Source organism: Delftia sp. 60 (assembly GCF_002754395.1).
GTDB lineage: Bacteria > Pseudomonadota > Gammaproteobacteria > Burkholderiales > Burkholderiaceae_C > Comamonas > Comamonas acidovorans.
This window is the reverse complement of the sequence record NZ_PEFD01000001.1, coordinates 5,808,640-5,823,081: the sequence shown is the minus strand read 5'-3', so window position 1 is coordinate 5,823,081 and position 14,442 is coordinate 5,808,640. Positions and strand designations below refer to the sequence as shown.

Genomic DNA, 14,442 nt, shown 5'->3' with positions numbered 1-14,442 from the left:
ACAAGTCTTATTTAAATTGGCTTGCTAATTATTTTTTCAAGTCACGATTTGATACGGATGAGGAATCTCAATACAATCGCGACCCAATGAATAGAGCGGGGACGGAGGGGCTATGGAGTGGAAAGACTCGGGGAGGATTGCGCCCAGATGGCTGATGCTATTGGTTGGCGCGGTGTTTGCCATTGCAGGAACCATCGGCATTGCCTTTGCACAGGCCGCCGATGCGGTATGTGCCGAAGTCAAGATTGTCATAGAGCAAAAACTCTCGCTGGAGCGCCAGGCATTTGACGCCAGGATGGTGATCACCAATGGCCTGGCGGACCAAAAGCTGGAGAACGTCAGCATCACGCTGCAGTTCCTGGATGCGAACAACCAGACGGTGATCGCCACCACGGATCCCGCAGCCTCCGAAGCCCACTTTTTCTACCGCACGGATGGGGTCGAGGGCATCACTTCCCTGCAGGGCGGCACGATTGCTCCCAAGGCCGTCGCCAATGTCCGATGGCTGATCATTCCCGCAGCCGGCACGGGCGGCCGCGATCCCCAGGGTGCGGTCTACTACATAGGCGCCAAGGTCACCTACACTCTGGATGGCAAGACCGACACCGTGGAGGTGGCACCAGAGTCCATCGTCGTGCGGCCCCAGCCTGAACTGGTGCTTGACTACTTCCTGCCCCGTGATGTTCCGGGTGACGATGCCTTCACCCCCGAGGTCGAGCCTTCCGACCCCTTCACGCTGGGCGTGCGCATCAAGAACAGTGGTGGCGGCACTTCGTACAAGACAAAGATCGATACCGCGCAGCCCCGCATTGTCGAAAACCGGCAAGGGCTGCTTGTCAATTTCCAGATTCTGAGCGGCTATGTCAACGATGCGCCAGCAGGCAAAAGCCTGCTGCTCGACTTTGGCGACATCACGCCGGGATCGTCCCTGCATGGGCGCTGGAACATGGTGTCCAGCCTGGCCGGCAAATTTGTCGAATTCACGGCCGGATTCACCCATGCGGATTCGCTGGGCGGTGCCCTGACGTCCCTGATCAAGACCGTCAATACCCATCAATTGGTCCAGGATGTGCGTGTCGATCTTCCAGGACGCGACAAGGTCCGCGATTTTCTGGCCCTGGATGGAAATGTCTACCGCGTCTATGAATCCGATGGCGTGGATACCGAGGTCAGCGATCAAAGCCGATCCGCGCAATTCGTGCCCTCCGGTGCCACCGCCAGCCTGCAGTTCAATCCCGTGGCCAATGGCATGGCCTATGCGCGCGTGCCCGATCCCTCCAGGGGCACCCGTCTTCCCCGGCAGGTGGTCCGCTCCGACGGCTACGTCGTTCCTGGCGAAAACGTCTGGCTGTCCAGGCAGCGCAACGAGGACCTGAGCTGGAGCTATTACCTGAACCTGTTCGACGTGAACACCACGGGCCGCTACACCATCGGCCTGGTCGCTGGCGAGGCACAGGCCAGCATTGCCGGCGCGGCCTTCGAGGACCGCAATGCCAACGGGCTGCGCGATGCAGGCGAGCCCGCCATCCCCGTGCTCGAAATCAAGCTCACCGGCACGCGGGCAGGCACCGGGGAGTCGGTGCTGGCCACTGCCCACACCGATGCCCAGGGCCAATTCCGATTCGATGGACTGCTGCAGGGCAGCTATGCGCTGTCGGCTGCCGTCAGCGAGGGGCTGGTCGATGGCGCTGCGCTTGCGGGCACGGCGGGCGGCCAGTCCGCGCCGGGACGCATATCGGGCATTGATCTGGCCACCGGTACGGCGGCTGCGGGCTATCTGTTTGCAAAGCGCTCCGCCAAGGCGACCGGGCCAGATCCCGAACCGGAAGCGGACACTGGCATCAGCGTGACGGCGGCACCGGCCACCATGGCGCGCGACGGTGGCTCCACGGTCACCATCACGGCACGCAATGCCGGGCCGGCCATGGCAGCGGCCACCGTCGTCCATGTGGACCTGCCCCAGGGGCTGGAGATCGCCAGCCAGTCGGCATCGGTGGGCAGCTATTCGCAGGGCCGCTGGACCCTGGGCGACATGGCCAAGGACTCCGCCCCCACTTTGGTGCTGCAGGTGCGTCCTGCAGCAGGCTCCACGGCCAGGGAATTCCTGCTGGCCGCACGCATCGGCGCGGCCACCCGCGATCCCGTCACCGGCAACAACGCGGCCAGTACCCTGCTCAGGCGCGAGCAGGAGGCCTCCGTGGCCGCCTCGCAGACCCTGGACCAGGGCCTGCGTGTGCTGGCCTATGCCGCATGCGGCGCCGATACCGCTTGCACGGACGGCAAGCGCCAAGCCCTGCAGGATCTGCTGGCGCAGGCCGATGGTTCGGTGCAGTTGGCGGTCACGCCAGGTGAGCTCCGCAAGGCCTTGCGTGCCGGTGACTTCAGCGCGCTCTGGCTCCATGGATCGGTGGACGACCTGGCCGCTTCCCAGATGGAGGAAGTGCGGGCCGCCGTCTACCGAGGTGCCTCGCTGGTCATCGATGGCGCACCAGGCGCGTTGCCGGACACCCTGGCCGACGTCTGGGGCGGCAGCCGTTCAGGCCAGCCACTGCCTGCGGGCGTCTCTGTGCACCTGGGCGATGCAGGCTTGGGCGATGCGGCGCTGGCGCTGCAAGGCCGGGCGTGGGCGTTGCAGAACGAGGGTGCAGGCTCGGAACTGGCCCGCTATGGCACAGGGCAGACCGCTGCGTTGGGCGTGGCCCACGGCAAGGGCCAGGTTCTGGTGATCGGCTTCGATGCCCTGGCGCAAGGCGCGGTTGCGGCTTCGTGGAAAGACTGGACCAAGACGCGCTTCACTGCCCTGGTTCCGCCTGTGTCCGAGCCCATGCTGGCGCAATCCGCCGTGCGCGTCAGAACCAGCATTGCCAACCGCAGCACACAAGCCATTGCGCTGGAGCAGGCCATGACCCTGGCCAGTGGCATGAAGCTGCGTTCCTCCTCGCCGCAGGCCGTGGTCGACGGTGATCGGGTCAGGTGGACCCTGGAGCCCGCCTCCCAGGCCGAGTTGCAGGTGCAGGCCTGGCTGGACCTGCCCGGCACCTCGCTGGCCACCACGGTCGAGACGCAGTTGCGCAAGGCCGGCGACAAGTCGCCGGTGGACAGCTGGTCGCAGCCGGTCACCGTCATCGCAGAACCTCAAGCCGCCGCTAACACCCGGGCCGCAGTGGCTGCGCTGGCGCAGGCCACGGCAGACCAGCGGCAGGCCGTCGAGGCATTGCTGGGCCAGGCCCGGGTTGCCATGGAGCAGCAAAAGCCGGCCCAGGCCCTATCGGCCCTGGTGCAAGCCCAGCCCCTGTTGAGGGCGCTGCCATCCCACGGTACCCGGAATGTGGCCCTGCAATCGCTGGCGCAGTGGATAGGCCTGGTCGCCGCCCAGTGGAAGGAGGAGCCCGCGCGGGATTGGACGCTTTCCATCGTGTCCGGCGACCTGCAGTCCGCCAGGCTGGAACAGCCGTTTGCGCTGCCGCTGCAGGTGCGCCTGCGGACGGCTGGTGGCAACCCGGTGGCAGGGCAGGAGGTCACGTTTGACGCGCCTGCCAGCGGGGCCTCCGCACGCTTTGCCGGCGGCAGCCGCCAGGCGCGCGTGCTCACCGACGCACAGGGCCTGGCACGCAGCCCGGTCATGACAGCCACTGGCGCTGCGGGCAGCTTCACCGTATCCGCCGGCGTCGAGGCCTTGCCCGGCGGCGTGCGCTTCACGCTGGGCAACCTGGATGGCACGGCGCCCGTGCTGCGCATTGTCAAACTGACCGGTGACGGGCAGACGGCCACCGTGGGAGCCGCCTATGCGGCACCCGTACGTGTCAAGGTCACCGATGCGAAGGGCGCCGCCGTGTCCGGCCACGCCGTGGTCTTTGTGCTGCCGGATAGCGGAGCGAGCGCCGTGTTTGACGGCGGCACGCTCGCAGCGCAGACCGTCACCGATGCGGCAGGCGTTGCCGCGTCGCCCGCTCTTCGAGCCAATGGACTGGTAGGAGCATTCGAGATGCGCGTGACGGCGGCCGGTGCGGGCGAAGCCTTGCGCGTGCCCCTGCAGAACCAGGCCGCGCCCGCAGGAAGCAAGGATGTGGCCCTGCCCACGCCAACGGGCTCCGGCACGCTGAAAGCCTCGGTGGTGGGCGGCGGCGCCAACTGCCGCTTCAACCCGGACAAGACAGCCGTACGCAAGCCCGAGGGCTGGCTGCCGCTGTTCAACGTGCTGCTCTTCCCGCATGGCGTGTTCGACTACGAACTCACCGGCTGCGATGTCGGAAGCACGGTCACCGTCACCACCGAGTGGCCCAACCTGTTCGGCATCAGCAGCTACTTGAAGTACGGGCCTGTGCCCCATTTGCGGGGCCGCAGCATCTGGTACGCGCCCAGGAACCTGTCGATCAACGGTAATCGCATCAGCTACACCATCACCGATGGCCAGCTGGGCGACGACGACCTGCAGGCCAATGGCGTCATCAAGGACCCGGGCGGCCCCGTTATTCAGTCTGGGCCGTTGCCTGAGGATCAGTTGACGGCGGTGCCTGGGCTGGAGGCGGCGAGCCTTGCCCTGTTGTCCGCCCTCATGGCCTTGGGCGCCTGCCTGCAGCACAGGCGCCGACGCGCCGCACGTGCAGGCGCGGGGATGGATGCATGAGGCTGCGTTGTTTTTGTGGCGCTGGCCTGGCGCATGCAGTGGCGGTGTGCGCAGCCGTCCTGGTGGCTGCACCATTGCGGGCGCAGACCGATGCCGAGCCGCAGTCCTGTCGGGCAGACGCGCATGCCGTACGGGACGCAAGGGCCGCCGAGTCCCCTGTGACGTGGCCCCGTCAGGTGCCGTCTCTGGCGTTGACCACTTCCTGCTGGATGAGTCCGGCCGAGTGGCGGCAGCGCCTTGTTTCCCCTGACGCACAGGCGGCCATGCTCGTTGACGTTCGGCCGGCGCAGCACAGGCGCGCTACCCCCATCGCGCAGGCCCTGCAGATGGATTTGCCGCAGCTGCAAGGCAAGCGCTTTCTGATGCAGGAGGAAGTCATCCTGCTGGGCACCGGGCTGGACCATGCGGACCTTGACTCGGCATGCCGGCAATTGCGCAGTCAGGGCTTTGGCCGTGTGAAGGCCTTGCTGGGCGGCGCGGCGGTGGCCCTGCATCCCACGGCATCGGCCAGGCTGCAGGACCTGTCCGCCAGCGACTGGATCGCCAGCCTGGGACAAGGCATTGAATGGACGGTGCTGTCCCTCAGCAAGGCCCTGGATGCGGCGCCGGCTGTGCAGTCACCCGTTGACGAACAACAAACGCACCGGCTGGTCGCCACGCACGATCTGGCCATCCAACTGAACGCCATGGCCAGCGGCAAGGCACGCGGCGACCAGCCAGGAGGCCCCGCATCCCGGGCTTTGGTGGTCATAGCCGACGCTTCGACGGAGCCTGAGCTGCGTGCCCGATTAGCCGCGCAACGGGCCTCTTTGGGTGAGCGGCCTGACGCAGTGCCCGTGTACTGGCTGCTGGGCGGGTGGCAGGCCTATCAGGCCCAGGTGGCGAGCATGCAGGCCATCGGAACAACGGCAGGCCACCGGCTTCAGGCGGCCTGCGGGCGGTTTTGAGCAAGCACAACGATTAAACGAGCCAAGGATTGGGGGGAAGTGGTGATGCAGGACAGCGGGCGATCTGAAGAGTCTGTGAGTGTGTGCATGGGTGAGGTCACAGGGAGGGCGAGAAATCCCGTGCAGTGGCATGCCATGGCCCTGGCCGCACTGGGCAGAAAGGCTGGCTCGGCAAGGATATGGCTGGCAGCCTTTCTTGCTTTGCCGCTGATGCTGCTCTCTCCGGCCTGGGGCCAGACAACGTTGAGCGGCACCATCTCCAGCAACGCGGTGCTGCGTGCCGCCCAGTCGCCGTACCTTGTGCAAGGCGATGTGGTACTGGATGCCGATGCAACGCTGACCATCGAGCCGGGGGTGACCCTGCGCATGGCCCCTGGCGCCAGTTTCCTGCTCAAGAAAGGTGCGCTGCAAGCCGTGGGCACGCCGGACAAGCCCATCCTCATCACCTCGGCGGCCGCAACCCCGGCGCCCGGGGACTGGCGCCAATGGCGCATGACGGCCGGCACGCGCAGCGCCCAGACGCTGCTGGACCACGTCACCATCGAATACGGCAGCGGCGTGGTCATCGAGAACGCTGCCCCTTCCATCAACAACACGGCCTTCAATCACCACAGCGGCCCGGCCATCGGCGTTGATCTTGCGTCCTCGCCGGCCGGCAAGGGAAACTCGGCAAAGGGCAACTCGCTGAATGCCATTGCAGTCCCTTCGGGCACCATTCGCTCTCAGGTCATCTGGGGCATGGTCGGCATTCCCTACCTGGTGCAGCGGGGCCTCATCCAGATAGGTCAGGCGCCCTTGTCCATCGAGCCCGCCAGGCTCCGGCTCAGTCCCGGCGTGGTCGCCATGCTGAGGGTCTCGCTCAACGCGCCTGCACCTGCACAAGGCGTGGTAGTGGACATCACCAGCAGCGTGCCCTCGGTGGCATCTGCCGTGTCGCGGGTCACCGTGGCGCCGGGGCAGACCAGCGCGGACCTGGAGGTACAGGCCAGCACCCTGGGCGCCACCCGCATCACCGCAAGCCACGCCACGCTGGGCTTTGCCGAAACGCAGATCGAAGTCGTCAACCTGCCTTCGCTGGGCCTTGTCCCCGGCAGCCCCACGGTCGGTGTCAACCGGCCGTATCCCATGACCGTGTCGTTGCCCGCGCCGGCACCCGTCGGTGGTGTGAACGTGCAGTTGGGCAACTCCGACGCCAACGTGCTCTCTGTCCCATCGTCCGTGCTGGTTCCGGCCGGTCAACAAGGCGCCAGCTTCGAAGTGACGGGCCTTGCCGATGGCAGCAGCCGGCTGACGGCCCAGGCCGAAGGCCATGCCAGTGCGCTGGCCACGGTCTCCGTGCGCGGCAAGGCACTGGTGCTGCCGGCCAGCGTCATCGTGGCGCCTGGTGCGCAGGCCAGCGTGACCATCGAAACCACTGAGCCAGCTCCCTCGGCAGGGCTGGCCGTGAGCCTTGCACTGGAGCAGGCAGGACTGGCGCAGGTCCCGGCGTCCGTGCAGATTCCCTCTGGCCAGAGCAAGGCAGCCTTCACGGTGGCAGGCCAGACCCTGGGCATGACCCGTATCACAGCCACTGCTGCCGGCTATCAGCCGGCGCAGGCCATGCTGCGCGTGGATGCCATCAGCCTCAATACTGACCCAGCTGCCGACCTGGTGATGAATGAGGAACTGACCAGGGTCCTGCGTGTGCAGTTGAGCAAGGCGGCTCCACAAGGCGGCGTCACGGTGTCTGTGATCAGCCGTGATCCGGCGGTTGCCGGCGTGAGCCCTGCCGAGGTGTTCATTCCCCAGGGACAGATCTATGGGACGACGCCGATCACGGTCAAAGCGCTGGCTGTGGGGCAGACAGTGCTGGATTTCGCATCTCCAGGCTTGATCGCCAAGGCGGTGAAGGTGGATGTGAAGGCGAAGTTCGCGCTGAGGCTCACGAGGTATGGAGGAAGCAAGTTGATCGTGGGCAAGGGGCTGTACAGCGTCTCGGACGAGTTGTATGTGGAGCGGCTGGTCAACGGTGTGGTCAGCAACGGAGCTGATGCGGTGACGGTGAACCTGCGCTGTGTGGCGGCGGAGATCTGCGAGACGCCGGCGACGGTGACGATTCCTGCGGGACAGAGCCGGGCCTACATCAACGTGGGCGGCCTGGAGTTGGGTTCCACGCAGATCGAGGCCTCTGCGGAAGGGGCGACGGCTGCTGCACCCATGCCGGTGGAAGTCATCTTGCCGCAGATGCGGTTTGAAGGCCTGGATGGACAGCGGTCTACGGTCAGTCTGAGGGACAACTTCTATGTGGTGCTGAGCGTACCCGGCGCGTACTGGTCAGAAAGTCAATATGCGATCAAGCCGATGACGGTACAGGTGGGCCTGGGGGACCAGGACCCGGCTGGTGTGGTCACAGGCATCTACTCTGCTGCCAATGGGGGTAGCCTGATCTCGCAGATGGTGATCGATCGAGGGCAGAGGGGCACGGGCTGGGTCTACGTGGAACGCCCTGTTTCAGCGGGAACCTACAGAGTGCAAGCGCAGGTGCAAGGCCTTGTTGAGAGCAAGTCGAATGTGCAGACCGTGGTGGCTGCCAGCCAGGCGCTGAGGCTCACGAGGTATGGAGGAAGCAAGCTGATCGTAGGCAAGGGGCTGTACAGCGTCTCGGACGAGTTGTATGTGGAGCGGCTGGTCAACGGTGTGGTCAGCAACGGAGCTGATGCGGTGACGGTGAACCTGCGCTGTGTGGCGGCGGAGATCTGCGAGACGCCAGCGACGGTGACGATTCCTGCGGGACAGAGCCGGGCCTACATCAACGTGGGCGGCCTGGAGTTGGGTTCCACGCAGATCGAGGCCTCTGCGGAAGGGGCGACGGCTGCTGCACCCATGCCGGTGGAAGTCATCTTGCCGCAGATGCGGTTTGAAGGCCTGGATGGACAGCGGTCTACGGTCAGTCTGAGGGACAACTTCTATGTGGTGCTGAGCGTACCCGGCGCGTACTGGTCAGAAAGTCAATATGCGATCAAGCCGATGACGGTACAGGTGGGCCTGGGGGACCAGGACCCGGCTGGTGTGGTCACAGGCATCTACTCTGCTGCCAATGGGGGTAGCCTGATCTCGCAGATGGTGATCGATCGAGGGCAGAGGGGCACGGGCTGGGTCTACGTGGAACGCCCTGTTTCAGCGGGAACCTACAGAGTGCAAGCGCAGGTGCAAGGCCTTGTTGAGAGCAAGTCGAATGTGCAGACCGTGGTGGCTGCCAGCCAGGCGCTGAGGCTCACGAGGTATGGAGGAAGCAAGCTGATCGTAGGCAAGGGGCTGTACAGCGTCTCGGACGAGTTGTATGTGGAGCGGCTGGTCAACGGTGTGGTCAGCAACGGAGCTGATGCGGTGACGGTGAACCTGCGCTGTGTGGCGGCGGAGATCTGCGAGACGCCAGCGACGGTGACGATTCCTGCGGGACAGAGCCGGGCCTACATCAACGTGGGCGGCCTGGAGTTGGGTTCCACGCAGATCGAGGCCTCTGCGGAAGGGGCGACGGCTGCTGCACCCATGCCGGTGGAAGTCATCTTGCCGCAGATGCGGTTTGAAGGCCTGGATGGACAGCGGTCTACGGTCAGTCTGAGGGACAACTTCTATGTGGTGCTGAGCGTACCCGGCGCGTACTGGTCAGAAAGTCAATATGCGATCAAGCCGATGACGGTACAGGTGGGCCTGGGGGACCAGGACCCGGCTGGTGTGGTCACAGGCATCTACTCTGCTGCCAATGGGGGTAGCCTGATCTCGCAGATGGTGATCGATCGAGGGCAGAGGGGCACGGGCTGGGTCTACGTGGAACGCCCTGTTTCAGCGGGAACCTACAGGGTGCAAGCGCAGGTGCAAGGCCTTGTTGAGAGCAAGTCGAATGTGCAGACCGTGGTGGCTGCCAGCCAGGCGCTGAGGCTCACGAGGTATGGAGGAAGCAAGTTGATCGTGGGCAAGGGGCTGTACAGCGTCTCGGACGAGTTGTATGTGGAGCGGCTGGTCAACGGTGTGGTCAGCAACGGAGCTGATGCGGTGACGGTGAACCTGCGCTGTGTGGCGGCGGAGATCTGTGAGACGCCAGCGACGGTGACGATTCCTGCGGGGCAGAGCCGGGCCTACATCAACGTGGGCGGCCTGGAGTTGGGCTCCACGCAGATCGAAGCTTCCGCTGCGGGGATGGATTCCATCTATATCAACGTGGAAACAGTGGCACCGACGTTGCGTCTGCAATCAGTTCCGGCTTCGTTGAAAGCCGGGCAGAAAGCGAATTCCATCTATGTGTCTGCCGAAGTACCCGGGGCCTATTGGTCAACAAGCCAATATCCGTCAAATCCCCTGACCATCACCTTCACCAGTTCCGTTCCTTCCATAGGCAACGTCACAGACACCGTGACCTGGAACGCCAACACTGGTAGTTCTACCTACGCCACCTTCACGGCCGTCGCCCCCGGTACCACCCAGATCACGGCCAGTTCGCCCGGGTTCACGCCTGCCATCAGTGCGTCGATCACGGTGAATCCATAAGAAGGAGATGACCATGCAACGCTCCCGATTTTTCCAACATGCCCGCTCCGTCCTGTCGGAGCCCGGCTGGCTCAACCCGCTGACAGTGCTGCAGCGGCTGTCCGTGGCGGCATTGGCCGTCGTCCTGGGCATGAGCACGGCCATCGCAGCCGATACGGCCCAACTGACCATTGCCGATGGCGTGATCGTCAAATTCGGCCAGGGCGCCGGCATCAGCGTGCGCGGCGGCCTGCACACGGGATCTGCCGTTGTGCTGACCAGCAGTCACGACGACTCGCAACTGGGCCCGGTGCAGCCGCAGGGGCCGCAAACCCGGGCGCCGCAGGCCGGCGACTGGCTGGGTGTGCTGGTGGCACCTGAAGCCCTTCCCGCCAACCTGAAGCTGGATGGCCTGTCCATCCACCATGCCGGTGGTACCGATGGCTTGCCAACCCATATGGCAGGAGGTGCGGGTTTGGTGCTGGCGGGCGCCAGCTACCGCTTCGACCGGCTGCAACTTGCTGGCAACGCCGTTGGCATCCGCATCGTCGGCAGCGGCATCCCCCGCATCACACGCTCGCGTATCACAGGCAACGGCGTGGGTCTGCTGGCCGAGCAGGGGGCCACCCCGTCCATCGGTGAATCCGATATTTCGGGCAACACCCAGTTCGGCATACGCAACACCAGTCCGTCCAGCATCGTTCAGGCCAAGGGTAACTGGTGGGGCCATGCCAGCGGCCCGCGCGATGCGGTGGCCAACCCTGCAGGCCAGGGCAATGCCGTCAGCACGGGAGTGGACTATGGCGCCTACCTGACGGCCGAGCCCGTACTGGCCTGCACCATCGTTCCCACGCAAGGCTATGCCACGCGCGTGCGTGCCGTGGAGCTGCGCCTTGACTGCCCGCAGGCCTCGCAATTCCGTCTGCAGGAAAGCGATCAGTTCGAAAGTGCTGCATGGCAGAGCATGACGGGCCACCCCATGCTGGCAAGCTACACGCTGTCCCTGGGGGCGGGGGACAAGATGATCCATGTGCAGTTCCGTACGGCACAGGGCGGCGTCAACCAGTTCTCGCTGGCACAACCCATTGCCTACGCACCTGAAGGCCCTTTGGTGCAGTTCGACCAGCCAGCCGCTGGTGCCGTGCTGGAGCAGGACACGACGATCGCCATCAACGTGACCGATCCTGAAGGCGTGCAGCAGGTGGAAATCCTGGTGGATGGCCAGCGTCTGGCCCTGCTGACCGAAGCACCTTTCCAGACCACCTGGGCGCTGGCTGCCGTGCGCAACGGCAACTACACCCTGCAGGCCAGGGCCACCAATGGCATAGGCCTGAGCAACACGGCAACGCGCCCCGTGCAGGTGCAGAAAAAGGGTGGTCAAGGTCCGGTCATCACCGCCACTTTGGCAGGCGCGGCGCTTGTGCCCGATGCGACCATTTCCGCCGCAGGCGAATTGGCCGTGTCCGCGCAAAGCCCCATCGGCATTGCCAACGTCAAGGCCACCATCAACGGCCTGCAGATCTTCGAGCGCAGCGGTGGCAACACCAGCCCTTTCAACCACAGCCAGTTCATCGACTTTGCACAACTGCCCAATGGCGCGCATCGGTTCAGCATCACCGCCACTGACTCGGACGGCATTGCGGCCGTGCTGGACATACCGTTCACGCTCAGTCTCAGCGCACCACCTGCCCCGGTCATTGCGCAGCCCGTCAACAACGCACAGGTGTCCACGCCGCAACTGGCCGTCTCCGGCACGGCCATGGCGGGCTCGCAGGTGCAGCTGTATCTGGGCGGCCAGGCCGTGGGCAGCCCGATGGCCGTGCCAGCCAATGGCAGCTTCTCCGGCAGCCTGAACCTGCCGGCCGAAGGCACGCACCGCATCGAAGCGACGGCCGGCAATGCGCGTGGCACCAGCCCCAGGAGCGCGGCGGTTGCCGTGACCTATGCCATCGCGGCTCCGACGGTGAACTTCACCATGCCCGGCCAGGATGCCACCGTGGTCGGCAGCACGGCCGTCGGTGTCGCCGCCTCGGCACCGGACGGTATTGCCAAGGTCGATTTCTTCGCCAATGGCAGCCTGATCGGCTCGGCCACGCAGGCTCCGTTCAGCGTGCAGTGGGACACGTCGGGCGTGGCCAACGGTGCCCTCACGCTCAGGGCCGTGGCCACCAGCAAGGCAGGCAAGACCGGTGACGCCACGCGCGCCGTCACCGTGAACAACAAGCCGCCCGAGCCCGAGCAGCCCAAGACGCCCTACACGGGCACGGTCAGTTCCGTCAGCCCGGCGGTCTCGTACGGCGCGCAACGCGTCGTCATAGCCGGTGCCGCCGTGTCACGCGCCAGCGGGCAGCCCATGCCCAACGCAGCATTGCGCATGGTGCTGGACATCTCGGGCTTCAAGCGGCGCATAGGCATCGCCACCGACGACAGCGGCCAGTACCGCTACGAATTCGTGCCCACGGCCAATGACAACGGCACCTACATCGTCTCCGTCATCCACCCGGAAGAAACCGTCACCACAGAGCAGGGGCGCTTCACCATCAACCGCCTGAGCTTCGACCTGGCCAGCTACCAGCTCACCGCGCCGCGCGGCTTTGCCGCCAGCATCACGGTCAACGCGCGTGCCAGCGCGGGCACGGGCGCCACCGGCGTGCGCTGGGCCGTGGTTCCGGCACAGCAGCCCAGCGGCAGCCTGCTGCCGGGCATCAGCGTGGAGCCGGGTGCGCCGGTCAATGTGGCAGCAGGCGCCTCGGTGCCAATGGTTATCCGCTTCACGGGCAGTGCATCGGCCGGGGAGACGGGCACCGTCGTGCTCACGGCCTACGCCAGCGAGACAGGGGACACGCCCCGGGGCAGCTTCACCATCCACTACCGGCTGGTGCAGGCCCTGCCCGAGCTGTTTGCCAATCCCACCTACATAGAAACCGGGGTACAGCAGGAAAAGACGGTCACCGAAAGCATCACCATCGGCAACCGTGGCCTGGTGGCCGCCCAGGACGTGAAGGTCCAACTGGTGGACAAGGATGGCAAGGCCGCGCCTTCCTGGATCTTCCTGTCCAGCGCCAGCCACATCGGCGCCGTGGACGTGGGCGCCCAGGTGCCCATCCAGGTCACGGCCAGCCCGGGCAAGGACGTGGCCGACGGCATCTACAACTACCGACTGCAGATCACGGCCAGCAACCAGGGCACGGGCACCATACCCGTCTCGGTGGCCGTCACGCAAAGCGGGCAGGGCGGGCTGAGCTTCCATGCCACCGACCTGTTCACGGAAACGCTGGACGCGGGCGGCAAGCCCATACCGGGCGTGGCCAACGTGCGCATACGCCTGCAAAACGATGCCGTGCTCACCTATCTGCGCACCCTCACTACGGACGCGCAGGGCAAGGCCGTGCTCACCGACCTGCCGCCCGGCACCTACACCTACCGCGCCAGCGGCCCGCGCCATGCCGACAGGTCGGGCCGCATCTTCGTGCGCCCGGGCGTCACCACCTCGGAGCGCGTGCACCTGCAGTACCAGACCATCAGCATCGACTTCAGCGTGACGGAAACCACCATCAAGGACGAGTACCAGATCACCCTGGAAGCCACCTTCCAGACCCAGGTACCGGCCCCCGTAGTGCTGCTGGAGCCCCTGTCCATCAGCCTGCCCGAGCTGCAGGTGGGCGAGGAATTCACGGGCGAGCTGACGCTGACCAACTACGGCCTGATCCAGGCCGACAAGGTCGTCTTCACACCGCCGCAGTCCGACGAGTACTACCGCTATGAATTCCTGGCGGACATCCCCAAGACCCTGGCCGCCAAGCAGCGCGTGGTCATTCCCTACCGCATCACGGCCGTCAAGCTGCACCCGCGCAGCATGGGCTTCAGGCAGGCGCGCTCGGCGGAGATGGGTGCCGTGCAGAGCATCGTGGTGAATGCGCGCAATGCGCGCAGCTGCTCGTCCTATGCGCAGTGGGCCACGGCGGAATGTGGCTGGGTCTGTGCCAATGGAGAGGAAGAAACGCGCACGGTTTCCTCCACCTTCGGCCGGCTGGTCGGGGGGGCCTGTGGTGGTGGCTCTGGTGCAACTCCTCCTTGGCAGCCCGACACCAGATGCCAGGTGATCAATGGCCGTGAGTATTGCGGCCCAGGCTACCCGGGCTGGGGTGGTGCGGGCGGCGGTGCGCAAGGAACCCCGCTGCCGCTGGCCCCCGAATGCACGCCCACCTGCCGTGGCCAGTGCTGCGCAGGCGGTGGCGCGGGCCCCGGTGGAGGAGGCTCTGGCGGAGGCGGTTCGGGCGGCGGAGGCGCAGGAGGTGGGGGCGACTTCCGCTAATGCAAAAAGCATTCACCACACATCAGCCACGACCGGACATCGCCCGGTCG

The 14,442-nt window shown here is 65.6% G+C and carries 4 protein-coding genes; all 4 read left to right on the top strand.

Annotation, left to right across the window (positions count from 1 at the left end):
* Positions 1 to 154: 154 nt before the first annotated feature.
* The 4 genes from CLV01_RS26170 to CLV01_RS28995 all read left to right on the top strand — a co-directional run bounded on the left by CLV01_RS26170 (position 155) and on the right by CLV01_RS28995 (position 14,392).
* Entirely contained in the window at positions 155 to 4,627 is a 4,473-nt protein-coding gene (locus CLV01_RS26170) for an IPTL-CTERM sorting domain-containing protein (protein WP_180288458.1), read from the top strand.
* 263 nt (positions 4,628 to 4,890) lie between these two features.
* The gene (locus tag CLV01_RS26165; RefSeq protein WP_099732878.1) at positions 4,891 to 5,574 is read left to right on the top strand and encodes a hypothetical protein; all 684 of its coding nucleotides are present in this window, start codon (positions 4,891 to 4,893) and stop codon (positions 5,572 to 5,574) included.
* Between the two features lie 135 nt (positions 5,575 to 5,709).
* Positions 5,710 to 10,098, top strand: a complete 4,389-nt coding sequence (locus tag CLV01_RS26160; RefSeq protein WP_099735334.1) for a hypothetical protein — start codon at positions 5,710 to 5,712, stop codon at positions 10,096 to 10,098.
* Positions 10,099 to 10,111: 13 nt separating this feature from the next.
* Complete coding sequence (locus tag CLV01_RS28995) at positions 10,112 to 14,392, top strand: Ig-like domain-containing protein (protein ID WP_180288457.1); 4,281 nt, start codon at positions 10,112 to 10,114, stop codon at positions 14,390 to 14,392.
* The last annotated feature ends 50 nt before the right edge of the window (positions 14,393 to 14,442 follow it).